17 protein-coding genes are annotated in these 24,817 nt (G+C 66.7%); 9 read left to right on the forward strand and 8 right to left on the reverse strand.

What is annotated here, in order from left to right:
* Positions 1 to 478: 478 nt before the first annotated feature.
* On the reverse strand, positions 479 to 3,634 hold the full coding sequence (gene uvrB, locus AWJ14_RS05365) for an excinuclease ABC subunit UvrB (protein WP_066176264.1): 3,156 nt from the start codon (positions 3,632 to 3,634) through the stop codon (positions 479 to 481).
* Between the two features lie 316 nt (positions 3,635 to 3,950).
* Between uvrB and AWJ14_RS05370 the strand changes: the two genes are divergently transcribed.
* Positions 3,951 to 6,980, forward strand: a complete 3,030-nt coding sequence (locus tag AWJ14_RS05370; protein WP_066175989.1) for a PAS domain S-box protein — start codon at positions 3,951 to 3,953, stop codon at positions 6,978 to 6,980.
* Between the two features lie 266 nt (positions 6,981 to 7,246).
* Positions 7,247 to 8,182 carry a flagellin N-terminal helical domain-containing protein gene (locus AWJ14_RS05375; RefSeq protein ID WP_066175992.1) on the forward strand — a complete coding sequence of 312 codons (936 nt, stop codon included), beginning with the start codon at positions 7,247 to 7,249 and terminating at the stop codon, positions 8,180 to 8,182.
* Between the two features lie 39 nt (positions 8,183 to 8,221).
* On the opposite strand, the gene AWJ14_RS05380 is transcribed toward AWJ14_RS05375, so the two are convergent.
* The 3 genes from AWJ14_RS05380 to AWJ14_RS05390 all read right to left on the reverse strand — a co-directional run bounded on the left by AWJ14_RS05380 (position 8,222) and on the right by AWJ14_RS05390 (position 11,107).
* A complete protein-coding gene (locus AWJ14_RS05380; protein WP_066175994.1) occupies positions 8,222 to 9,400 on the reverse strand; it encodes a class I SAM-dependent methyltransferase in 1,179 nt (392 codons plus the stop codon).
* A 151-nt stretch (positions 9,401 to 9,551) separates the two neighbouring features.
* Entirely contained in the window at positions 9,552 to 10,337 is a 786-nt protein-coding gene (locus tag AWJ14_RS05385) for an MBL fold metallo-hydrolase (protein ID WP_066176267.1), read from the reverse strand.
* Positions 10,338 to 10,420: 83 nt separating this feature from the next.
* Positions 10,421 to 11,107 (reverse strand): zinc metallopeptidase, encoded by a 687-nt coding sequence (locus AWJ14_RS05390; RefSeq protein ID WP_066175997.1) that lies wholly within the window; start codon positions 11,105 to 11,107, stop codon positions 10,421 to 10,423.
* A gap of 252 nt (positions 11,108 to 11,359) precedes the next feature.
* Here AWJ14_RS05390 and ggt point away from each other — a divergent pair, with 252 nt between their 5' ends.
* Complete coding sequence (gene ggt, locus AWJ14_RS05395; protein ID WP_210183498.1) at positions 11,360 to 13,111, forward strand: gamma-glutamyltransferase; 1,752 nt, start codon at positions 11,360 to 11,362, stop codon at positions 13,109 to 13,111.
* Between the two features lie 29 nt (positions 13,112 to 13,140).
* On the opposite strand, the gene AWJ14_RS05400 is transcribed toward ggt, so the two are convergent.
* On the reverse strand, positions 13,141 to 13,467 hold the full coding sequence (locus tag AWJ14_RS05400; protein WP_342587243.1) for a helix-turn-helix domain-containing protein: 327 nt from the start codon (positions 13,465 to 13,467) through the stop codon (positions 13,141 to 13,143).
* Entirely contained in the window at positions 13,427 to 14,032 is a 606-nt protein-coding gene (locus AWJ14_RS05405) for a hypothetical protein (RefSeq protein ID WP_066176003.1), read from the reverse strand. The genes AWJ14_RS05400 and AWJ14_RS05405 overlap by 41 nt, the downstream gene beginning before the upstream one ends.
* A gap of 377 nt (positions 14,033 to 14,409) precedes the next feature.
* Here AWJ14_RS05405 and AWJ14_RS05410 point away from each other — a divergent pair, with 377 nt between their 5' ends.
* The gene (locus AWJ14_RS05410) at positions 14,410 to 17,691 is read left to right on the forward strand and encodes an autotransporter outer membrane beta-barrel domain-containing protein (RefSeq protein ID WP_066176005.1); all 3,282 of its coding nucleotides are present in this window, start codon (positions 14,410 to 14,412) and stop codon (positions 17,689 to 17,691) included.
* A gap of 42 nt (positions 17,692 to 17,733) precedes the next feature.
* Here the strand turns inward: AWJ14_RS05410 and AWJ14_RS05415 are convergent, their stop codons facing one another.
* On the reverse strand, positions 17,734 to 18,216 hold the full coding sequence (locus AWJ14_RS05415; RefSeq protein ID WP_066176008.1) for a CreA family protein: 483 nt from the start codon (positions 18,214 to 18,216) through the stop codon (positions 17,734 to 17,736).
* Positions 18,217 to 18,454: 238 nt separating this feature from the next.
* Here AWJ14_RS05415 and AWJ14_RS22340 point away from each other — a divergent pair, with 238 nt between their 5' ends.
* From AWJ14_RS22340 to AWJ14_RS05430, 4 genes are all read left to right on the forward strand, one after another.
* Positions 18,455 to 18,628: a hypothetical protein gene (locus tag AWJ14_RS22340; RefSeq protein ID WP_171904820.1), complete on the forward strand. Its 174-nt coding sequence runs from the start codon at positions 18,455 to 18,457 to the stop codon at positions 18,626 to 18,628.
* Between the two features lie 74 nt (positions 18,629 to 18,702).
* Positions 18,703 to 19,296 carry an SCO family protein gene (locus AWJ14_RS05420; protein WP_066176010.1) on the forward strand — a complete coding sequence of 198 codons (594 nt, stop codon included), beginning with the start codon at positions 18,703 to 18,705 and terminating at the stop codon, positions 19,294 to 19,296.
* A 175-nt stretch (positions 19,297 to 19,471) separates the two neighbouring features.
* Positions 19,472 to 21,379, forward strand: coding sequence for a cation:proton antiporter (locus AWJ14_RS05425; protein ID WP_066176013.1), 1,908 nt, complete (start codon positions 19,472 to 19,474; stop codon positions 21,377 to 21,379).
* On the forward strand, positions 21,376 to 22,263 hold the full coding sequence (locus tag AWJ14_RS05430; RefSeq protein ID WP_066176016.1) for a 50S ribosomal protein L11 methyltransferase: 888 nt from the start codon (positions 21,376 to 21,378) through the stop codon (positions 22,261 to 22,263). Before AWJ14_RS05425 ends, AWJ14_RS05430 begins: the two co-directional genes overlap by 4 nt.
* A gap of 194 nt (positions 22,264 to 22,457) precedes the next feature.
* Here AWJ14_RS05430 and AWJ14_RS22345 read toward each other — a convergent pair whose 3' ends face one another.
* Positions 22,458 to 22,631, reverse strand: coding sequence for a hypothetical protein (locus tag AWJ14_RS22345; protein ID WP_171904821.1), 174 nt, complete (start codon positions 22,629 to 22,631; stop codon positions 22,458 to 22,460).
* A gap of 342 nt (positions 22,632 to 22,973) precedes the next feature.
* On the opposite strand from AWJ14_RS22345, the gene AWJ14_RS05435 reads away from it, so the two are divergent.
* Positions 22,974 to 24,803: an aminopeptidase P family protein gene (locus AWJ14_RS05435; protein ID WP_066176272.1), complete on the forward strand. Its 1,830-nt coding sequence runs from the start codon at positions 22,974 to 22,976 to the stop codon at positions 24,801 to 24,803.
* Positions 24,804 to 24,817 lie beyond the last annotated feature (14 nt).

Here is a 24,817-nt window from a genome sequence, read left to right on the forward strand (position 1 = left end):
GCCTGCCATGACCGCCCAATCTCAGCCATTTTGCAGAACTCTCCGCACACTACCCCAGGTCCCCTCACTAAGCGCGTCCAAGCATTCGGCTGCGCCTCATGCGGACTTGCTATCCTCTCCCCGAAGGGGCGAGGAAGGGGACCACAGACGCCGTCATGCCGGACTTGATCCGGCATCCAGCAGGCGAGCGTCCGCGAGCCGGGGATCCACACCGTGATCCATCCCCGACCGCAGAAGGTGGAGACATTGCGGTTCGTCATCCTCGGGTCGGTGCCCGAGGATGACGAACCGAGAGGGCAGAGAATCACGACGGCGGGGACCACCGATCTCCCCCCTTGCGGGGGAGATGTCGGCGTAGCCGACAGAGGGGGGTGAACGTGAGGCCGGCGCGAAGGGAGGGATTACCCCCCTCTGTCACTTCGTGACATCTCCCCCTCAAGGGGGGAGATCGTATGCTGCCGGGATCTCGCCCTTCTGGTCACCGCCCCGGACGTCCCGTCTTGCCGGGCCTCCGCTTGCGGCGGGCTTCCTCGGCGGGGTCCTCGTAGGAGCCGGCACCGGGTTTGGCGCGGCGGACGGGGCCGGGGTCGTCGGGCTTCTGCGGGGTCTTGCCCGGCATCGGCTTTTCGGTGCGACCGACGGTCATCTCGTCCAAGCTATTTTTTCGAAAATAGCTTGGTCTTTCCTGCGCGGATTCGCTGTCTTGGTCGGCTGCGCCTTCCAAGGCATCCGCGCGATCGTTCTTCCTGAAATAGGTGCCGGCCGGCCTTTCGAGGTCGGTGCCGGGGCCCATGTTGTCGAGGTCGGGTTTGCGGAAGTAGGAGGTCCCCTCCCCAGATCTCCCCCCTTGCGGGGGAGATGTCGGCGAAGCCGACAGAGGGGGGTGTTCTGCGGCATCCCGGGTGGGGGACGATACCCCCCTCTGCCCCTGTCGGGGCATCTCCCCCGCAAGGGGGGAGATTGAGCCAGCGGCGCCATCGCGGCCGCCATCCTTGCCCCTGCCCTTCACCGGCTTGCCGGTGGCCGCGGCTTTCCGCGAGGCGCGGGTGTTCTCGACGCCGGTGTCGCGCGCCATGGGGTCGTCCATCAGGTCGAGCTCGACCGATTTCAGGCGCTTGATCTCGTCGCGCAGGCGGGCGGCGGTTTCGAAGTCGAGGTCGGCGGCGGCGTCGCGCATCTGTTTTTCGAGCGCTTCGAGATGCGCCGACAGATTGGCGCCGACCAGCGCGCCCTCGTCCGCCTTGCCGCCCTTGCCGCCGGGGGCGGCGATGGAGGCGCGGACGTGGTCGCGTTCGTAGACCGAATCGAGGATGTCGGAAATGTGGGCCTTGACCGATTCCGGGGTGATGCCGTGGGCCTTGTTGTACTCTTCCTGCTTGGCGCGGCGGCGCTCGGTCTCCTCCATCGCCCGCTCCATCGAGCCGGTGATCTTGTCGGCATAAAGGATCACCTTGCCGTCGACATTGCGCGCGGCGCGACCGATGGTCTGGATCAGCGAGGTCTCGGAGCGGAGGAAGCCTTCCTTGTCGGCGTCGAGGATGGCGACGAGGCCGCATTCCGGGATGTCGAGGCCCTCGCGCAGCAGGTTGATGCCGACCAGCACGTCGAAGGCGCCGAGCCGCAGGTCGCGGATGATCTCAATGCGCTCCAGCGTGTCGATGTCGGAATGCATGTAGCGCACGCGCACCCCCTGCTCGTGCAGGTATTCGGTCAGGTCCTCGGCCATGCGCTTGGTCAGCACCGTGCAGAGCGTGCGGTAGCCGGCCTCGGCGGTGGCGCGGATCTCGCCGAGCACGTCGTCGACCTGGGCGCGCGCGGGGCGCACCTCGACCGGCGGATCGATCAGCCCGGTGGGGCGGATCACCTGTTCGGCGAAGACGCCGCCCGCCTGCTCCATCTCCCAGGCGCCGGGCGTGGCCGAGACGGCGACGGTGGAGGGTCGCATCGCGTCCCATTCCTCGAAGCGCAAGGGCCGGTTGTCGAGGCAGGAGGGCAGCCGGAAGCCGTATTCGGCGAGCGTCGCCTTGCGGCGAAAGTCGCCCCGGTACATGCCGCCGATCTGCGGGATCGAGACATGGCTCTCGTCGATGAACAAAAGCGCATTGTCGGGAATGTATTCGAACAGCGTCGGCGGCGGTTCGCCCGGCGCGCGGCCGGTCAGGTAGCGCGAATAGTTCTCGATGCCCTGGCAGACGCCGGTGGCTTCGAGCATTTCCAGATCGAAGCGGGTGCGCTGCTCGAGCCGCTGGGCTTCGAGCAGACGGCCCGCGGCTTCGAGCTCGGCCATCCGGTGCTTGAGTTCCTCGCGGATCGACTTGATCGCCTGGTTGAGCGTCGGCCGCGGCGTCACATAGTGCGAGTTGGCGTAGATCTTGACGCTTTTCAGGTCGCCGGTCTTCTGCCCGGTGAGCGGGTCGAACTCGGCGATGCTCTCGATCTCGTCGCCGAACAGCGAGATCCGCCAGGCCGCGTCCTCAAGGTGGGCCGGGAACAGCTCGATGGTGTCGCCGCGCACGCGGAACGAGCCGCGCTGGAAATCCATGTCGCGGCGCTTGTACTGCTGCGCCACCAGGTCGGCCAAGAGCTGGCGCTGGTCGATGCGGTCGCCGACCTGCATCTGGAAGGTCATGGCGGTGTAGGTTTCCACCGAGCCGATACCGTAGATGCAGGAGACGGAAGCGACGATGATGACGTCGTCCCGCTCCATCAGCGCGCGCGTGGCGGCGTGGCGCATCCGGTCGATCTGCTCGTTGATGGTCGACTCCTTCTCGATGAAGGTGTCGGTGCGCGGGACATAGGCCTCGGGCTGGTAGTAATCGTAATAGGAGACGAAATACTCAACCGCGTTGTCCGGGAAGAAATTCTTGAACTCGGAATAGAGCTGGGCGGCGAGCGTCTTGTTGGGCGCGAGGATCACGGCGGGGCGCTGCGTCTCCTCGATCACCTTGGCCATGGTGAAGGTCTTGCCCGAGCCGGTGACGCCCAAGAGCACCTGGTTGCGCTCGTTCTCGTTGGCGCCGGCGACGAGATCGGCGATCGCGGTGGGCTGGTCGCCGGCGGGCTTGTAGTCGGTCGCCATCTTCAGCCGGACGCCGCCCTCGGATTTCTCCGGCCGCGCCGGGCGGTGCGGGGTCCAGGTCTTGCCGTTCTTGAACAGCGGATTGCCGCTCTCGATCAGGTCGGACAGCGCTTTCACGGTGGCGGTGTTGGCACTGGTGGCGCCCGAAGCCTCCGCCTCCTCGACCGAGATGTCGAGGCCGGCGACCGCGTTGAGCCCGGCGGCGGCGCGGGCGCGCGGATCGTTGCTCGACCCGATCGAGGTGCCGCGGGCGGTCTTCTTGGCCTTGAGCTGATCGGCCTCCGCCTTCTCCGCCTCGGCGGGCGACTCGCCAGCCTTCTTGCGATGCTTGCCGGCCGCGGAGCGGATCTCGCGGTTTTCCGCCTGGCGGCGGGCCTTGACCGCGTCGCGCTCGGCTTCCTTCGCCAGCTCCGCCGCCCAGTCGGCGATCGATCCGGGCGCGGATGCGGGCACGCCCGACAGCGCGCGCTGCGGCGCTTCGCCGAAGCCGTCTGGAGCGGTGTCGTGGGACTGCGGCCCGCGCGAGCGGGCGCCTTTTTCGGAGGATTGAGCCATTCCGGCAATATGGGAGGAGTCGAAGGCGAAGGAAAGGGGCGGCGCGGCAATTGCCCGGCGCCGTGGCGGCATGCTGACAACAGGTGTCAGCAGCAACAGGCAGGTTTCGCCCCGCGCGGGCCCGGCGGGCGCTTGCGCAGCCCCCTGCTCCTGCCCGCCGCGGCCTGTATCCGGCCGCCGGCCTATTCCCTTGTCCGCATGCGAGAAACAATCTGGGTTTGGTCGCCAGATATGCTAATAAATGTTATGGAAAAAATTCCTGCACCGGTCTAGGTTCCGCCGCCGCAGCCGGATTTTCCCGAACGAACAGAGCTCAATGGACACCACCCTCTCCGCCCCGCTGATCTTCCTTGATTCCGAAGCCGTCATCAACGGCTGGAGCGAGGGTGCCACCCGACTGCTCGGCTGGAAGGCCGACGAGGCCATTGGCCGCCCGTTCAGCGACATTTACGACGACCGGGGCTTCTTCATGAGCGCCACAGGCCCGGTGGATCTCGATTCGGTGTCGGTGCCGACGCCGGACGACGGCCGCGTGGTGGCGCTGCGCAGCTCGCAGACCACGCATCTGCTGGAACGGCTCGACCTGACCATGACCAATGCCGACGTGCTCGGCGCCTGGAACTGGGACGTCTCGGAAGACCGGATCTTCGCCGACAAGCGCTTTGCGCAGATCCTGGCGCTCGATGCCAAGCTGGCCCAGGAGGGGCTGCCGCTCGAGGTGTTCCTCGACCGCATCCACGAGGGCGACCGCGCGCGGGTGGCCTCCGACATCGTCCGCACCATCGAGACCGGCGACGCCTATATGAGCGAGTTCCGGCTGATGCGGCCCGACGGCTCGGTCTCGCATGTGCTGGCGCAGGGAAAGCTGGTCAAGGGCCAGGCCGGCAAGCCCGACAGGTTCCCCGGCGTGCTGTTCGACGTGACCGCGCGCAGGCGCGCCGAGGCCGAGGCGCAGGCCCAGCGCGAGCGCTACCGCAACCTGTTCCAGAACCTCGAATCCGGGTTCTGCGTGATCCGCATGATCTGGGACGAGGACGGCAAGCCGGTGGATTACGAATTCATCGAGGCCAATGCCGCCTTCGAGCGCCACACCGGCATCGTCGATCCGGTCGGCAAGTGGATGCGCCGCGACATCGCCGCCGGCCATGAACAGCACTGGTTCGACATCTATGGCCAGGTCGCGCGCACCGGCGTGCCGATCCACGACGAATTCGAGGCCAGCCGGCTGGGCAATCGCTGGTTCGAGGTCCAGGCCTTTTCCATCGACGGGCAGGAGCGCAACAATGTGGCGATCCTGTTCACCGACATCACCTCCGCCAAGCAGGCGGAACTGGCGCTGGTGGCCAGTGAGGAGGAATTCCGCTCGCTGTCGCAGTCGCTGCTCAACCACATCTGGACCGCCAGCGCGGACGGCGGCATCGAATGGGTCAACGACCAGCTGATCACCTATAGCGGCGTATCGATCGACGCGCTCAAGGGAGACGGCTGGACCACGCTCGTCCACGCCGAGGACCTGCCGGATGCCCGTGCGGCCTGGGCCAGCGCGGTGGAGACCGGCGAGGTCTACCAGACCGAGTTCCGCATCCGCCGCCATGACGGTGCCTATCGCTGGCACGTGGTCCGCGCCACGCCGGTGCGCACCGAGACCGGCGCGATCCGGCGCTGGGTCGGCTCCAACACCGACATCGAGCACGCCAAGCTCAACGAGGCGGCGCTGGCCGATCTCAACGCCAATCTCGAACAGCGCATCGCAGAGCGCACCGAGGAGCTGCTGCAATCGCAAAAGGCGCTGCAGCAGTCGCAGAAGCTCGAAACCATCGGCAAGCTCACCGGCGGCGTCGCCCACGACTTCAACAATCTGTTGCAGGTGGTGGCCGGCAATCTCCAGCTGCTGGCCAAGGACGTGGCCGGCAACGAACGCGCCGAGACCCGGGTCAAGAACGCGCTGGCCGGCGTCGACCGCGGCGCCAAGCTCGCCAGCCAGTTGCTCGCCTTCAGCCGGCGCCAGCCGCTGGAACCGAAGGTCATCAATATCGGCCGTTTCGTGACCGGCATGGAAGACATGCTGCGCCGCTCGATCGGCGAGTCGATCGGCATCGAGGTGATCGTCGCCGAAGGCCTGTGGAACACCTCGGCCGACCCCACCCAGGTGGAGAACGCGATCCTCAACCTCGCCATCAATGCCCGCGACGCGATGGGCGACGCCGGCAAGCTCACCATCGAGGCGTCGAACACCCGGCTCGACGACACCTATACCTCTTTCTTCGACGATGTCATGAGCGGCGAGTATGTGCTGGTCGCGGTCACCGACACCGGCACCGGCATGGACGAGGACACGCTCGAGCAGGTGTTCGAACCGTTCTTCTCCACCAAGCCGGAGGGCAAGGGCACGGGCCTGGGGCTGTCGATGGTCTATGGCTTTGTCAAGCAGTCGGGCGGCCACATCAACATCTACAGCGAGCCCGGCCACGGCACCACCGTCAAGCTCTACTTGCCGCGCGTGCACGGCGAGGAGGAGGCGGACACCACCCCGGTCGCCGGCCCGGCCAAGGGCGGCACCGAAACGATCCTGGTGGTCGAGGACGACGATGACGTGCGCGCCACCGTGGTGGCGACGCTCACCGACCTCGGCTACCGGGTGCTGACCGCGCGCGACGCCCAGGCAGGCCTCGCCGTCATCGAAAGCGGCCTCGAGGTGGATGTGCTGTTCACCGACGTGGTCATGCCCGGCACGCTCAAGAGCCCGGAAATGGCGAAGATCGCGCAGGCCAACCATCCGGACCTGGTGGTGCTGTTCACCTCCGGCTACACGGAAAACTCGATCGTGCATGGCGGCAAGCTCGACGCCGGGGTGGAGCTTTTGTCCAAGCCCTATACCCGCGAGGCGCTGGACGGCCGCATCCGCCACCTGCTCGCCAACCGCAAGCAGGCCGCCAGCGCCCGCGCGACGGCTTCCTCCGGCGATCGCCCCGCCGCCTCCGGCGAGGCGACCACGCCCCCGCGGCCGCTGACCATCCTGCTGGTCGAGGACGAGGCGCTGATCCGCATCAACACCGCCGACATTCTCGGCGACATGGGCTACACCGTCATCGAGGCGGGCACGGCGGCCGAGGCGCTGAAGGCGGCGGAAGCCAGCGAGTTCGACATCCTCGTCACCGATGTCGGCCTGCCCGACATGAAGGGCGGCGAACTGGCAAGCCGTGTCCGGCGCCTCAAGCCCAGGGTCGGCATCGTCTTCGCCACCGGCGAAACCCATGTCCCCGAAGGCGCCGACGAGGACGCGATGCTGCTGACCAAGCCCTATTCCGACGAGTCGCTGAAGGCGGTGCTGGAGCGATTGCGCTAGCGCGCAGGCGGGCTCGCGCCCGGCGCGGCGCAGGCCTGGCCCTGTTCGCAGGCAAGGTCGCCCCCGCGTGCCCGCAACCGCCCTGCCCGCGGAAATGCGAGCCATCGCCTGTCGCTCCGGGAAAGCCCCGGGCCAACCGCTCGCGCGGCGTGCCGCAATCCGGCACAGCCGGCCCCGGCGGTGGCACTAAGACACCTTTAACAATCCGGGCATTACAATCGAAGGTAGATTATTGCCTTTGACCTTTTTCATGCCGGATTGCGCAGATGTCGTTCAGCATTCACACCAACCGTTCAGCGATGACGGCGCTTGCCACGCTGAGGCTGATCGATGCGCAGCTGGACACGACGATGCAACGGGTCACGACCGGGCTCAGGGTCAATGATGCTTCGGACAATTCCGCCTACTGGTCGATCGCAACCACGCTGCGCTCCGACATCAAGGCCAAGGACACGGTCCTCGACGCGCTCGGCCTGTCGCGCGCCATGGCCGACATCGCCTCGGCGGGGATGAGCCAGGCGGTCGACATCGCCGCGGAGATCAAGTCGAAGCTCGCCCTTGCCAGCGAACCCGGCGTCGACAAGACCAAGATCAACAAGGAGCTTGCCGAACTGAAGGCACAGCTCGGCAATGTCGCGCAAAGCGCCTCCTTCAACGGCCAGAACTGGCTCTACGGGTCGCCGGGGACCGTCAGCATGCCGGCCTCGATCAAGGATTACGGCGGCTTCGTCAGCGTCGGCTATATCGAGATCGACAAGGGACAGACTGTCCTGATCGACCCCGCGGACGACGCCAACGGGATCCTGACCAGGGACCGCAACGTCACGACCCAGGGCGGATCGGCCGAAGCCTTCTACCTGCTCGGCGCGGGCACCTCGCCGACGGCCAGGGAAATCGCGCTTGACGCCAACACCACGGCGGACGACCTGACCGGCATGATGCGGGCGATGGACAGGATCGAGCAGGACCTGATCGACGCCAACGCGCTGATCGGCGTCAAGGCCAAGGGCATCGAGCGGCAGGAGGCCTTCACCAAGAAGCTGATCGAGGTCTCCAAGAAGGCGCTCGGCCGACTGGTGGACGCCGACATGGCGGAGGAATCGACGCGGCTCAAGGCGCTGCAGGCGCAAAAGCAGCTGGCGATCCAGTCCCTGTCGATCGCCAACACCCAGGCGGACTCGATCCTGCAGCTGTTCCGCTAAGGGAACGGGCGGGGCGGCTGACGCAGGAACTTCGCCCCCTCACACCCCCAGCAGGTCCTCGAGATGGTGCCGGTCGATGCCGAACATTGCCTTGATCTCGGCGATCTGGCCGAGCACCGCGGCGCGGTCGCGGCCGGCGCGGCCGTCTTTTTCGGCGACGATCAGGTTGTTTTTGGGCGTGTGCGCGTCGGAGACGAACTCAAACACGCGGGTGCGGTAGCCCGACAGTTCGAGCAGCAGCGCGCGAAGCGTGTCGGTCGCCATCTCGGCCTGGCGTTCGAGGAAGATGCCGTGGCGGAGCAGCGGTTCAAGCCGGCGATCGGCCTCGCCCTCGCTCATCGCCCGGCGGATCTGCTTGTGGCAGCACGGCGCCACCGCAATCAGCGCGGCGCCGGCATCAATCCCCTTGAAGATGGCGTCGTCAGTGGCTGTGTCGCAGGCATGCAGCGCGATCACCGCGTCGGCGCCGGCGGCGTCGAATTCCATGATGCTGCCCGCCTCGAAGCAGAGGCCCGAAAAGCCCGAGGCGCGCGCGGTGGCATTGCCGGCCTCGACCAGATGCGGACGCATTTCCACACCCACGATCCGGACCGGGCGGTTCACGACGGTCGCGAGATAGTCGTAGAGCGCGAAATCGAGATAGCCCTTGCCCGCCCCCATGTCGAGGATCCGGGGCGGCTGGGCCTTGAGCGCTGCGACGAGCGGCGCGAAGATCTCCACCATCTTGTTGATCTGGCGGAACTTGTCCTGCGCGTCATGGCGGATCCGGCCGTCCTTGCCGGCAAGGCCAAGTGCCGTGAGCCAAGGCTTGCCGGTCTCGGCGAGCGGGCGGTTCTTGGCGCGGTTGTGCTCGGTCGAGGGTGCCTCGCGGGCTTCGACCTCGGTGCGCTTCAGGCGCATTTTCGCGCCGTTGCGCTCGAACATGAGATCGAAGCCGGTGGTCGACAGCCGCGCGCTGCGGAACGCGGTCGCGAGCCCTTCGCGCAGCAGGTCGAAGGCCTCGGCCTCATCGTAATTCTTGATGGTGTCGCGGGTCTTGTATTTGTACGTGAACGAGTAGCGCTCGCCCGCCTTGGTCGAAATCTTCTTGATCTCGACCGATTTCAGATCCGGCTCGTCGCCGTGATAGCCGCCGAGCCTGAGCCGGACGAGCGTGCCGTCCGCGAAGGCCTCGGCGGTGGCGGCAAGCAGCTCGGCGATACGGTCGGGCGGGGTCACGGGCACGTCCTTCAGGGAGATCCGGGATGGAGCCGGAAAACTCCGGCATTTGACGGTTCTTCTACCTCTCCTGCGCAAAGAAGCAAACCGGGCCCATGCTTGAAGCAGGGGCCCGGCTTGATCGTCTCATCTCTGCAAGAGCGCCGCGGGATCAGCCGAGCGCGCCGTTGTACCAGTCATGCAGCTTGACCTCGGTCGAGCCGCCGGCGTCGCTCAGCATCCTGGCGAAGGCTTCCGGGTCCTGTGTTCCGCCGTCGCGGCCGCGATAGTGATAGGGCACGACCATGGCCGGCGCGAACTCCGCCACCGCGCCGGCTGCCTGCTCGGCATCCATCGTGAACGGCAGGTTCATGCAGACGAAGGCGAGATCGATATCCTCGAGCGCCCGCATTTCGGGCGTGCCCTCGGTGTCGCCGGAGATATAGATGCGGCTGCCGTCGATGGTCAGCACGAAGCCGAGATCGCCGCGCGCCTTGGGGTGGAAGTCCTGCCGGTCGGCCGAGGTGTTGTAGGCGGCGATCGCCTCGATGGCGACGCCCATCTTCTCGGTGCTCTCGCCCGGTGCGATGACATCGGCGCGGCCCTGCAGATCCTCCGGCATCATGCCCTTCACATCAGCATTGGTCAGGACCGGTGCAGGAGCGAGCGCAGCCAGAAGATCGGCATTGTAGTGGTCGCCGTGGCGGTGGGTGATCAGGATCAGGTCGGGCTTGGGCAGTGCTTCATAGGCCAACGCCTCGCCGACGGGATCGACATAGATGGTGCCTGCCGGGCTCTCCATGACGAAGGAAGCGTGCTCCACGGGGTGGATGGTGATCTTGCCGTCCATCAGGTCGAGGCTGGCAGCATTCGCGGCCGCCTGGCCGAGCGACGGCAGCAGCGTGATGGCTCCCACAGCGGCGGCGCCGCCAACGATAAAGCTGCGTCTGGTGGTCATGGCAATCTCCTTCGGCATCGTTGCGGTTGGGGTATCGGGTTGTTCAGCTAAATGCGGCCGCGCGCCGGGAATTCAAGAGGCCGTCACCTCAAGACCCGCACCCAGCGCGCCAGATTGAGCAGGCTCGTCAGGGCCGCGGCGACATAGGTAAGCGCCGCGGCTTTCAGCACGCTGCGGGCGCTGGCGAGATCGTCTTCGCCGAGATAATTGCCCTCGCGCAGGATCGGCAGCGCCTTGTTGAAGCTTGCATCATACTCGACCGGCAGCGTGACGAGATGCACCACCACGCGCACGCCGAGCAGGCCGATGCCGATCACCGCGAGCGCGAGCATCGCGGCCGGCGTGCGCAGCGCGATCGCCAGCACCGGGGCTGCGATGAAGAACACCGAGGCGATGCGATCGGTGGTCATCGCAAGCCGCGCCAGCGTCTGGCGCAGCCTGAGCCCGCGCTCGCCGCGGTGATGCTGGATCGCATGGCCGACCTCGTGGGCGGCGACCGCCACCGCCGTCAGGCTGGCCCCGTCATAGTTGTCCGCCGACAGCCGCACGGTGCGGGCTTCGGGATCGTAGTGATCGCCCGCATCGGTGCGCTCCACCCGGACGCCGTCGAGCGCGAACCGCTCGACCAGATGCTGTGCCATCTCGCCGCCGGTCCCGGGGAAATCCGGCCGCGCGGCGCTGTGCTTGCGCAGCGTGTGGCCGACCCAGAATTGCGGGCCGTAGATGAGCGCCAGAACCGCGAGAAGCGCGATGATGCCGAGAAAGGCCATGTCAGGCACCGTGAGCAAGAAGAGGGATCATGGCGTGTAGATAGGCGATTCCCGCGCGCGATAAAGGGCGATCAAACCATCTCCGCGGCTGCACCGACCCGGGCGGGCACGCAGGCTCCCGGCCGTCACGCCCGCCTCTCCGACCGACAGCCTCCGTGTGAAGGGTTGACGCCCCGGCCGATCTGTCCTGTTCTAGGTGCTGCCGGCCTCCCGGACATCCGGAGGCCAGGACACCAGAAAGGAACGGACCCGATGCCCCATCCCGCCCGCCTTCCCCACCGCATGGCAGCGCTCGCCTGCGCCCTTTCCCTCAGCCTCGCGCCCACCGCAGCCTTTGCCCAGGAAGCGGCGATCTACAGTTCCATGGATGCGGTGCATCCGGTCTGGGCCAGGGAGGCGATGGTCTCGGTGCAGGAGGCGGTGGCGGCCGAAGTCGGGCTTCAGGTGATGAAGGACGGCGGCAATGCGGTCGATGCCGCAGTCGCCGTGGCGCTCGCACTGGCGGTGACGCTGCCGCGCGCGGGCAATCTCGGCGGCGGCGGCTTCATGCTGGTGCATGACGCCAAGAGCGGCGAGACCAAGGCCATCGACTACCGCGAGATGGCGCCCGCGAGTGCGACGCGCGACATGTATCTCGATGCCGAGGGCAATGCCGACAGCCAGCTGTCGCGCTATTCGGGCCTCGCCGTCGGCGTTCCCGGCACCGTGGCGGGCATGAAGCTCGCGCTCGACACCTATGGCACGATGACGCTCGCCCAAGCCGCGGCGCCCGCAATCAGGCTGGCCGAGGACGGCATCACCGTTACCGCCGACCTGGCCGACAGCCTGAAAGCGCTCGAAAAGCGGCTGAAAGCTTCGCCCGCCTCGACCAGCATCTTCTTCAAGGAAGACGGCAGCTTCTATGAGCCCGGCGATGTGCTCAAGCAGCCGGATCTGGCCGCGACCTTGAAGAAGATCGCGGCCGAAGGTCCGGACGGGTTCTACAAGGGCGAAGTGGCCGAAAGGATCTCGGCCGCGGTCGCCGACGCCGGCGGCGCGATGAGCCTCGAGGACCTGGCAGGCTACAAGGCGGTGATCCGCGACCCGGTCAAAGGCAGCTATCGCGGCTACGACATCGTCTCGATGCCGCCGCCGAGTTCGGGCGGCACCCACATCATCCAGATCCTCAATGTGATGGAGGGCTATCCGATCGGCTTTCTCGGGCACAATTCCTCCGACACGATCCACCTGATGGCCGAAGCCATGAAGCGGGCCTATGCCGACCGCTCCGACTATCTGGGCGACCCGGATTTCGTCGATGTGCCGGTCGCAGCGCTCACCTCGAAGGCCTATGCGGAGAAGATCCGCGAGGGCATCAGCCTCAACCGCGCCACGCCCTCGGCCTCGATCAAGCCGGGCGACCTCGCGCCCTACGAGAGCGACCAGACCACGCATTTCTCGATCGTCGACAAGGACGGCAACGCGGTGTCGAACACCTACACGCTCAATTTCTCCTACGGCTCGGGCATCACCGCGGCGGGCACCGGCGTGCTCCTCAACAACGAGATGGACGATTTTTCCGCCAAGCCCGGCGTGCCCAATGCCTATGGCCTGATCGGCGGCGACGCCAATGCGGTGGAGCCGCGCAAGCGGCCGCTGTCCTCGATGAGTCCCACCATCGTCCTGAAGGACGGCAAGCCCTATCTGGTGACCGGCAGCCCGGGCGGCTCGCGCATCATCACCACCACGCTGCAGGTGATCTCCAACATGATCGACCACGGCATGAACGTGGCGGAGGCCACCTATGCCTCGCGCATCCATCACCAGTGGCTGCCCGACGAGATCCGCGTCGAGAAGGGCGGATTGAGCCGCGACACGGTGGCGGCGCTTGAGGAAAAGGGCCACACCATCTCGGTCAATTCGGTAATGGGCTCGACCCAGTCGATCCATGTCGACGCGGAAAGCGGCCTGCTGCTCGGCGCTTCGGACCCGAGGCGAACGGGCTCGGCGACGGTGGGGTATTAAGGAGGCGCCGGTCTTTCCCGGCTGCCCCCTCAGCGCGAACCGACCTGTGACGGGTAGACGCCGAAGCGCAGATAGAAGGCGCGGCTGAAGCTTGAGGCATGCTTGTAGCCAAGGCGGAACGACAGTTCCTTGACCGAGACCTGCCCGGTCTGCAACGCCTTGTAGGCATGGTCCAGCCGGGCATTGGTCAGGGTCTTGAAGATGCTGGCGCCGAACAGCTCCTGGAACACATAGTCGAGCCGACGCTCGCTCATCCCGGCGGTTCGGGCAAGGTCGCTCGTCGATGGCGGCGTCCTCAGATCCGTCAGAAGCTGCTCATAGGCCTCCTTGGCTGAGCGGACCTCGCTCGACGACAGGCTGCCATAGCGCGCGTCCGAGCCGCAACATGGTCATCAGCTGGATCGTCAGGCTTTCGAATGCCAGCGAGCGCAAGGGCTCCTCATAGGTGTTGATCTGCATGACCAGCATATGCATCAGGCTCCGGTTCTTGATCGGAGCCTGCAGGCTTTGGCTGATCGTGTCGGCCGTGAAGGGGGACAAGGCCTTGGGCAGGCGTCCGCCGAACCAGTCGGCCAGGGTCTCGACCGCCACGAAGGGAACGAAGGAGCGGTTGAGCGTCGGCCCCGTGAAATCGTAAAGCGGGGCACCCGGCACCAGCCGCAGCGCCCGCGGCGCAAGGTTGGAATCATAGGGTTCGGGCCCGAGGTCGGAGATGATGATCCGCCCCTCCCCCTTGTAGGTGAGCGGAATGAAGATCAGCGGCTGCAAGGCCTCTGTCGGCATGCGTGGTTCCATCACGCCCGGCCTGCGGACATCGACGGTGCCGTCGACCCAGAACATCTTGGAATTGGAAAACTGGCCGAGACGCGCGGTCACGGTCATGCCGGGGGCTTCCACCGTGACAGCGCTGTCCTTGCTCATCCAAACCGACGTTGCCGGCTCCTGCAGCCAATCGATCAAAGCACACCGCCTGCGCGCATGAAAAGTAATTTACACGAACAACATCGTCAAAATTAAAGGATGCAGCACCTGCGGGCAAGTTCCTCTCCGTTTTTGCTATGTCGTTGCGATTTATGACATGCGTTCGCATGTGGTCAGCCCAATCGACCTTTCCTAAAACCTGGAGACGCAAGAAGAGTCCCGTCCGGACATGGCCAAACCATGCCTGCCGGACGCCGAAATCCGAGGATGACATGCCGAAATCTCCAGTGTCCGCCAAAGCCCATCGTGTTCCCGCGCAGCCGGCCGCGGGTGTGCACAAGCCAACGGCGGCGGTGCCGGGATTGCGATCCGGCCGGTTGGCCCTCTCGATCTCTGTCCTGGCCGTCGCCGCAGCCATGCCGGGACCCGCCGGGGCCGTCGACTGGCTCGGCACGCTCGACAATGACTGGTTTGCGGCCCCCAACTGGAACGGCGGCGTGCCGAACGCGGGCGTGGCTGCGATCATCGACACGCAGACGCCGAACGCCGCGGTGATCGACGGCGCCCTGGCAAACACCAAGGAACTGATCGTCGGCGACAGCGCCACCGGCGCCTTGACCTTCACCAACGGCGGGATCGCCGCCAGCGAACAGGGCTATATCGCCAACACCGCCGGCAGCAACGGAACGGTGGATTTGAGCGGCAGTTCGGTTTGGAGCATTGCCGATACGTTGCGCGTCGGCGGCGGCGGGACCGGCACCTTGACGGTGTCCGGTGGCAGTGTCCTTCTCCTCAACAACGGCTATATCGGTCACCTCGCCGCCGGTGTGGGCATGGCGACAGTCAGCGGACCGGGCTCGACGGTGTCCGCAGACCAGTTCTTTGTCGGCCATGGCGGATCAGGCGACCTGACGATTTCCGACAAGGGCCTGGTCTCCGACACCAACGGCGTCATCGGCGCCTTGCCCGGAGGCAGCGGGACCGTGACCGTGACCGGTGCGGGGTCCGGATGGAACTCGGCGGATGCCCTATCCGTCGGCTATGGCGGCACCGCCACGCTTTCCATTTTCGACGGCGGCGCCGTCACGAGCACGACAACCTATCTCGGTGTCAACGCCACCGGCAAAGGCACCGCGACGGTCAGCGGCAGCGGTTCGACGTGGACCACGGCAGACGAACTCCATGTCGGCAGCTTCGGATCCGGTACGGTCACCATTTTGAGCGGCGGCGTGCTCGATACCGGAAGCAATGGCGCCTTTACCTCGTATCTCGGCGAATTGGCCGGCGGCACCGGCGAGTTGAGCGTCAGCGGAGCCGGCTCTCTCTGGAAAGGCTCGCAAGACATCCAGGTTGGGGCGGCCGGCACCGGCACGCTGGCGGTAACGGCTGGCGGGGCGGTCACGCTCGCCCGGGACCTGCTGTTGGGTGCGGTTTCGTCCGGCACCGGCGAGGTCACGATCAACGGCAGCGGCTCATCCCTGACGGGCGTCCGCGATCTGGTCGTGGGCGATCTCGGCACCGGAACCTTCACGCTGTCCGGCGGGGCCACGGCAAGCTTCGGCGACGACCTGATCGTCGCGCAAGCGGCAGACAGTTCCGGCACCGCCACCGTGACCGGCGCCGGTTCCGCCCTGATCGCGACCAATTCCGTGGTCGTCGGGGACTCGGGCAGCGGCAGCCTTTCGATTGCCGCGGGCGGCACGGTGACCTTCGACACCGGCTCCATCGGCAACACTGTCACCGGCGCCGGCTCCGTGGCAATCACCGGTCCGGGAGCGGAACTCGCGGGCTTCACGCTCCTCGTCGGCAGCAACGGCAAGGGTGCGGCGACCCTTGCCGATGGCGGCAAGCTGATGCTGAACGGCGGCACCGGGCTTCTCTATCTGGCCAACATTGCGGGCTCAGAAGGGACCCTCAATATCGGCGCCGCGGCCGGCGATGCCGCGAAAGCGGCAGGCGTGCTCAATCTCGGCAAGGTGATTTTCGGAGACGGCGCCGGAACGCTGAACTTCAATCACACCGAAACCAACTTCGCCTTTGACGTTCAAGCCGCGGGCACCGGCGCCATCAACCAGATCGCCGGCGTGACCAGGCTGACCGCAAACAATTCCGGCTTCCTCGGCGCCACCACGGTGTCCGGCGGCAGCCTGATCGTCGACAGCCTGCTCGGCGGCACGGTCGCGGTGACGGGCGGCACGCTTGGCGGCTCGGGAAACCTCAAGGACGTCACCATCGCCTCGGGCGGCACCATCGCGCCGGGCAACTCGATCGGCACGCTCCATGTCGCCACGGCGGTGTTCGACCCGGGCTCGGTCTATGCGGTCGAGGTCGAGAGCGGCGGCAGTTCCGACCGGATCGCTGCCTCGGGCGCCGTGACCCTCAACGGCGGCACGGTCAATCTGATCGCCTATCCGGATTATGCGCTGGACACGTCCTATACGATCCTCACCGCAGCCGGCGGCGTGGCCGGAAGCTTTGACAGCGCCAGTTTTGGCGGCTCCCTCTTCATTTCGCCATTCCTGAGCTACGACGCCACCTCGGTTTACGCCAAGCTGCAAAAGACGGCGGGGTTCGAGAGCGCGGCGCTGACGCCAAACCAGAAGGCGGCGGCGGGCGGCGCCGAAAGCCTGGGCGGCGGCAACGCGCTTTACGATGCGGTGGTGATGCTCGGCAGCCAGGCCGAGGCCCAGGCCGCCTTCGACGGGATTTCGGGCGAAATGCACGCCTCGGCCAAGACGGCGCTGATCGAAGCCAGCCGGTTCGTACGCGAAGCCGCCAATGACCGCACACGTTCGGTTCTCGGCACGGCCGGAGCGGACGGGGAAGCGACAGGATCAGCCGGCGTCTGGGCGCAGGGCTTTGGCGCCTATGGCAGCACCGCAGGCGACGGCAACGCGGCCGAACTCGACCGCTCGACCGGCGGCCTGTTCATCGGCGCGGACGGCGAGGCCTTCGACGGCTGGGCACTTGGCGTTCTGGCCGGCTACAGCCGCTCCTCCCTCGACGCCGCAGCGCGCGCTTCATCTGGCGATGTCGACAGCTATCATCTGGCGGCCTATGGCGGAACGCGGTGGCAGAATTTCGCACTCCGCGTCGGTGGCGCCTATAGCTGGCACAGCGTGGATGTGAACAGAACCGTTGCCTTCACCGGCTTCAGCGACAGTCTTGCGTCCTCCTATTCCGCCGCCACGGGCCAGGTTTTCGGCGAACTCGGATATGAGTTCAGGCTGGGCGAGGCCCGGTTCGAAGGCTTCGCCAATCTCGCCCATGTCAGCCATTCGACCGAAAGCTTCCAGGAAAGCGGCGGGGTGGCTGCGCTTGCCGGCACAAACGACACCGCCAGCCTGACCTTCACGACCCTTGGCATTCGCGGGGAAACCGAACTCGCGATCGGCGGCGCCGGAACCGCGCACCTGACCGGCATGATCGGCTGGCGGCACGGCTTTGGCACGATCACGCCCGCCCAGACCCTGGCCCTTGCCGGCGGCACCGGCTTTACGGTGTTCGGCGCTCCGGTGGGGCGCGATGCGTTGCTGCTCGAAACCGGCATGAATTTCGACCTGAGCGCCAGCGCGAGCCTCGGCCTGAGCTATTCCGGCCTGATCGGCTCCGGCCTGTCCGATCACGCCTTCAAGGCCAATCTCGGCGTCAAGTTCTAGCCGTGGAAGGCGGCCCGGCCGGAAGCCGGGCCGCCCGCCGCCTTACGGCTTGCCGTTCTCCCAGGTCACATCCTGGCCGAACAGCGGCACGGTGGAGATCGCCATCTTGGCCGAGCCGTCCTGCACCTGCTGCGAATTGACCAGATAGATCAGCGTGTCGTTGGTCTTGTCGTAGATCCGGTGCACCACCAGCGACTTCCAGATCAGCGAGCGCGATTCCTTGAAGACCACGTCGCCATCCTCGTCGAGATCGATCTTGCCGATGCTGATCGGGCCGGTCTGGCGGCAGGCGATGGAGGCATTGGAGGGATCCTCGAACCAGTTGCCCTTCTGCAGCCGGTCGATCACGCCGCGGTCGAAATAGGCCACATGGCAGGTCACGCCCTTGACCTTCGGGTCGCTGACCGCGTCGATCAGGATATCGTTGCCGAGCCAGTCGACGCCGACTTCGCCGACCTGTTCGGCCCGCGCCGGCGCCATCAGGCACGACGTGGCCACGAGCGCGGCCGAGGCCGCGGTGAGCATGCGGGTAGAAAATGACATCTGCAGTCTCCTTGAGGGCGGCGCAAATCCGGAGGCTCCGGTGCGGCTCGCGTGAATCCGACGCCAAGGATATGGGGCTTTCCCGTGACAAATCAAAGATGCCTGTGGTCGCAGCCGGAAAAGGCGGGCGGCGAATGCCGGCCATACGGGCTGTGCGGAAAGCCAACAAGCCCGCCCGCGACGGCTTGGCAGAGCCCGCGCCGCGGGTTAGATAGAACCCATGACACTGCCCGACGCACCCCGCCGCCGCTCCTCCCTGCGACACCAGGCGCCGCTTGCCCTGGGGCTGGTCGCCGCTGCAGTGCTGACCGGGCTCGTCTTTGCCGCCTGGCAGAGCAACGGGCCGGCGCTGTTGTACGCGCTTGCCGCCAGCGGTCTGGCCTGGTGCCTCTGATCCGCCCATGATTTTTCAGGCCCCGGTGGCGCGGTTCTGAGCCGGCCGCCGCCCGCGCCCATCTGGAGACGTCGATGAAAACCTTCCGCATTGCCCTGTGGGTCCTGATCGCGATCATGGCCGGGATGCTCGGCTGGCTCACCTATGAATGGCAGGTCAACCAGAACAGGATCGCGGGCGAGCCGTTCGGCGTGCCGTTCGAACTGGTGGACCAGTCGGGCGCGCCGATCACCGAAGCCGCGTTCCGCGGGCGGCCGACGGCGCTGTTCTTCGGCTTCACCCATTGCCCGGAGATCTGCCCGACCACGCTCTACGAACTCAATGGCTGGCTCCAGCAGGTCGATCCGGACGGCGGAAAGATCGGCGCCTATTTCGTCACCGTCGACCCGGAACGGGACACGCCGGAGCTTCTGGGCTCCTATATTTCCGGTGTCAGCGACCGCATCACCGGCATTTCGGGCTCCCCCGACAAGGTTGGCGACGTGATCCGGGGCTTCAACATCTACGCCAAGAAGGTGCCGATCGAAGGGACGGACGGCGATTACACCATGGACCACACCGCCTCGGTGTTCCTGCTCGACGCAAAAGGCCGCTTCATTGGCACCATCGCCTATGGCGAAAATCCGGAAATCGCGGTCAAGAAGCTCGAAAATCTGCTGAAGTCGTGACCGGGCTTGGGAACAATCCCGTCCGGGAGTAGTTTAGGCGCGACACCGGCGCCCGGGCCTTCGGCCGGCTGCGGACCTTGACGGCCCGGCAACCGGACGGCGACAGGGGGCTGTCGCCAACACATGGCTGCAGCAAGGCCCGGGACACGGCGAACCGGACGCGAGGGGAACTGGCATGGACGACATCGTTCTCAAGCTTGCGGTGATCGGGGCGGCCGGCATCGGCGCGCAATGGCTTGCCTGGCGGCTGCACCTGCCGGCGATCGTGCTTCTGCTTGCAGCCGGCTTCGCCGCAGGCCCGGCGACCGGCTTTCTCGATCCCGCCGCCGATTTCGGCACCGCCTACCGGCCGATGGTCTCGATCGCGGTCGCCATCATCCTGTTCGAGGGCGGGCTCACGCTCAATTACGCGGAAATCCGCGACACCTCCACCGCCGTGCGTCGCATCATCATGTATGCGGGACCGCTGACCTGGGGCATGGCGGCCTTTGCCGCGCATCATATCGGCGGGCTGAGCTGGCCGACGGCGGCCGTGCTCGGCGCGATCCTGGTGGTGACCGGCCCGACCGTGATCATCCCGCTGTTGCGCCAGGCCCAGCTCGATGCCCGCCCCGCCTCGCTGCTGCGCTGGGAAGCCATCGTCAACGACCCGATCGGCGCGCTGTTCGCGGTTGTCGCCTTCGAAGTCATCATGGTCTATATCGGCCTGCACGAGGCCGACAACCTGTTCGTGCTGATCGTCATGGGCGCAGTGGTGGCGGTGGGCGGCGGCTGGGCGGTGGGACGGCTGCTCGTCTGGTCCTTCGTGCGCGGCCACGTGCCCGAATATCTCAAGGCGCCGGTGCTGCTGGCGACCGTGGTGGCGGCCTATGCGGCCACCAACATGGTGCTTGAGGAGGCGGGGCTGCTCACGGTCACCGTGATGGGCGTGGTGCTTGCCAACAGCCGCATCGCCTCGCTGACCGACATGCGCCGCTTCAAGGAAACCGTCACCACGCTGCTGGTCTCCGGCATCTTCATCATCCTCACGGCATCGCTGAGCCTCGAGGACATCCGCTCGCTCGACTGGCGCGCGGCGGCATTCGTGGCGACGCTGCTGCTGATCATCCGGCCGATAGCGATCATGCTCGCCACCATCGGCTCGGGCGCCACCCTGCAGGAACGGATCCTGACCTCCTGGATCGCGCCGCGCGGCGTCGTGGCTGTCGCCGTCTCCGGCCTGTTCGGCACGCTTCTGGCCGATATCGGGGTTGCGGACGCGGGCCGGATGGTGGCCTTCAGCTTCGCCGTCGTGGTCACCACCATCGTGCTCCACGGCTTCACGCTGTCGCCGCTCGCGCGCCTGCTCAAGCTCAAGAAGGCGACCCGCCCCGGCATCCTGATCGTCGGCGGCTCGCGCTGGTCGACCGCGCTTGCCAAGAAGCTCACCGAAGCCGAAGTGCCGGTGATGCTGGCCGACCAGAACTGGAACCATCTCGCCGAGGCGCGGCTTGCGAGCATCCCGGTCTATTTCGGCGAGGTGCTGTCCGAAAACGCGCACCACGTGATCGACCCCAAGCATTTCTCCTCGCTGATCGCCACCGGCGACAACGACGCCTACAACGCGCTGGTCTGCACCGATTTCGGTCCGGAACTCGGACGCGGCAACGTGTTCCAGATCGGCCGCATCGACGAGAAGGCGCGTCAGTCGCTGAGCTTCACGCTCGGCGGGCGCGCGCTGACCAAGGAGCCCGTGAGCTTTCACGACCTGCGCGAAAAACTCTTGCAGGGATGGACCTTCCAGCTCACACGGCTCACAGAGGAATATGGCTGGGACGCCTACGAATCCTCGCGCCCCGAAGGCGCGCTGATCCTGTTGTGGATCAAGCCCTCCGGTGCGATCGTGTTTGCCGCCACCACCGCCAACACGCCGGGGCCGAACGACCGGGTGCTGAGTTTTGCCATGCCCAAGGACGAGGCCCGGGCCGAGGCGGCAAGCAAGACCGCGCGCAAGGCCGAGGCGACGCCCGCGGCCAAGACCGCCAAGGACCCAACACCCCTGCCCAAGGGGGACGAAACTGACGAAGGAAAGACGCAATCGTGAGCGATCACCGGTTTTACATTGTCACCGACGAAGCCGGCGCCAGCCGCGCCCTCGACCTGCTCTCGGTGCTGTTCGAGGAAGACGGTCTGCCGATCGCCACCATGGAGACCGACGAGGCCAACAAGATCTGGGAAGCCTCCGTCTATGCCAGCGGCGAGCCGGACCCGGCGCTCAAGCAGCGCATCGCCGCATGCCTGGGCGAAGATTTCGCCGGCACTCCGATCGAGATCGAAACCTTCGGCGACACCGACTGGATCGCCAAGTCACTCGAAGGCCTGAAGCCGGTGCGCGCCGGGCGCTTCCTGGTCCACGGCGCCCATGACCGCGCCGCGGTGCGCACGAACGACCTCGCCATCGAGCTCGAAGCCGGCCAGGCCTTCGGCACCGGCCACCACGGCACCACGGCGGGATGTCTCGAAATGATCGACAGGGTCATGCGCGCCTATCCCGGCGGGCCGCGCGCCATGGATCCCGTGCTCGATCTCGGCACCGGGTCCGGCGTGCTCGCAATCGCGGTGGCAAAGCTCGGTCCGGTGCGGGTGCTTGCCACCGACATCGATCCGGTGGCGATCCGCGTCGCCCGCGAGAACGTCAAGAGCAACCGCGCCACCGCCCGCATCGCCTGCGTGACCGCGCCGGGGTTTCACTCCACCGCCTTCGCCCGCAAGGGGCCGTTCAAGCTGATCATCGCCAATATCCTGGCCCGGCCGCTGATGCGCATGGCGCCCGATATCCGGCGCAATCTCGCCCCCGGCGGCTCGGTGATATTGTCGGGCATCCTCGCCGAACAGCGCCGCCAGGTGCTTGCGGCCTATTCCGGCCAGGGCCTGCGCCATGTAAGCACGCTCTGGCGCAACGGCTGGGTGACGATACATCTGAAATGATGCCGGCAGCAGCAGTGGACACCCGGGTCGGCCCGGCGCCGTCCGTCGCCCAGCTCCGGCGACCGGCCCCAGCGACCGGCACCAGCAACCGGCATGTCGCCCCGAAACGCAAAACGGCCCCCGCGAGGGAGCCGTAGCGATCAGTCCGGGCCTTGTGGGGCGGCCCGGCAAGATGCGGGTTGCGACGACCCGGCTTAGAAGAAGTAGGCCTGTGCGCCTTCGCGCTTGAGCTCTTCGCGGGTGCGGCCGAGTGCCTTGAGCTGGGCGTCGTCCATGCTCAGAAGGGCGCCGTTGACATAGCGGCGGACCTGACGTTCACGGGCACTGACGAGGCGGTCGAAGGCGGTCTGAAAGATGTTACCGGACATGTGTATCCCCTTTGGGTAAGTGATTGCTCTGTCCTCCTGCATCTTCAAGATAGGGATTCCGGCGGCGAAAGACAGCGCTTATGTTGCAGTGCAGCTATGCACAAGCTGCATGCATGAACGGGCCATGCCGTGAATTTGTGCATAGACCTCCGCGGCCTTGTGCGTGGTGCGCCTTGCGCGGGCAAAACCGGGCGCGGGACGCCGCGCGCGGCGGCGAACAATAAGACGCCCTCGCCTGCAGCGCGCGATTTTCCTTTGCCGCGCAAGTCTGTAAGCTTGCCACGGCCCGCACCGTGGCCCGACCAACCGCAAATGCCCGACAGCCGCCAGAAAGATCAGTTCATGTTCCAGAATTTCGAAGTCCTCTCCTCTCCCGACCAGGCGGCAGGGCGCCTCGCGCGGCTGCGCGCGACATTTGCCTCCCTCGGCGTCGATGCCATCGCCGTGCCGCGCTCGGACGAGTATCTGGGCGAATATGTGCCGGCTTGCGCGGAGCGGCTGGCCTGGCTCACGGGTTTCACCGGCTCTGCGGGCCTCGTGCTGGTGCTCGCGGACACAGCGCAGATCTTCGTCGACGGCCGCTACGCGGCGCAGGTGCGGGTGCAGACCGATCCGCAGGTGTTCGGTTACCAGGACCTGATCGCCACCCCGCTTGCGTCCTATCTCTCCACCGCCGCACCCGCCGGGCTGAAGCTCGGCATCGATCCCTGGACCTGGCCGGGCAGCGAGGTCGAGCGGCTTGCGGCGGCGCTCGACAAGATCGGCGGCGAACTGGTGCTGCTTGCGTCGAACCCGGTGGATGCGATCTGGGACGACCGCCCCGCTCAACCGCTCGGCACGGTCAGCATCCAGCCGCTCGACTTCGCCGGCGTCCAGGCCGACGAGAAGCTTGAGATGATCGCCCGCACCGCCGCCGAGGCCGGGGCCGACGCGGTGATCCTGGCCGACCCGTCCTCGGTCGCCTGGAGCTTCAACATCCGCGGCCAGGACCTGCCCTCGACGCCGCATCCGCTTTCGCGCGCCATCATTCCCGCCGACGGCCGCCCGCGCCTGTTCATCGACAAGCGCAAGACCGGCATTGAGGCGGAAGCCTATCTGACGCAACTCGCCGATCTCGAACCGCCGTCGCAGTTCGACGATGCGCTTGCGGAACTCGGCCGTGCCGGTGCAAAACTGATGGTCGACCCGGCGGTCGCGCCGCATGCGATCGCCCTGCAGGTCAAGGCGGCCGGCGGCGAGGTGATCGAGGCGCCCGACCCGGCCCGGCTGCCGCGCGCCTGCAAGAACCGCGCGGAAATCGCGGCCAGTGCCAAAGTGCATGTCCAGGACGGCGCGGCGATGGTGCGTTTTCTCGCCTGGCTCGATGAGCAGGAGCCCGGCACGGTCGACGAGATTTCGGCGGCGCAGGCGCTGGAGAAATTCCGCGTGGCAACGGGCGAGAGCCTGCAGATGCCGCTCAAGGCGCTGTCCTTCGACACGATTTCCGGCGCCGGGCCCAATGCCGCGATCATGCATTACCGGGTCAACACCGCCACCAACCGGCGGGTAGAGGCCGGCGAGATGCTGCTGATCGATTCCGGCGGGCAATATGTGGCCGGCACCACCGACATCACCCGCACGGTCGCGGTCGGCGCGGTACCGGAGGAGCAGAAGCGCTTCTTCACGCTGGTGCTCAAGGGCATGATCGCGATCAGCCGGCTGCGTTTTCCCGAGGGCACACGCGGGCTCGAGATCGACGCCTTCGCGCGCATCGCACTGTGGCAGGCCGGCGCCGATTTCGCCCATGGCACCGGCCACGGGGTCGGCAGCTATCTCTCGGTGCACGAAGGCCCGCAATCGATCTCGCGGCGCGGCGCGCAGGTGCTCAAGCCCGGCATGATCCTGTCCAACGAGCCCGGCTACTATCGCGACGGCGGCTTTGGCATCCGCATCGAAAACCTCGTCACCGTGCATGAAGCGCGGGGGATCGAGGGCGGCGACAGCCCGATGCTCGGCTTCGAGACGCTGACGCTGTGCCCGATCGATACGCGGCTGGTGCAAAGGGAGCTGCTGGAGCCGGGCGAAATCGACTGGCTCAATGCCTATCACGCGCGGGTGCGCGCGGAACTGTCGCCGCTGCTCGCGGGCGATCCGGCGCTCGCCTGGCTGGAGCAGGCCACGGCCGCCCTATGACGGCTCTCCGCCCG

The sequence above is a fragment of the Parahoeflea olei genome (assembly GCF_001703635.1).
In the GTDB taxonomy this organism is placed as follows: domain Bacteria; phylum Pseudomonadota; class Alphaproteobacteria; order Rhizobiales; family Rhizobiaceae; genus Hoeflea; species Hoeflea olei.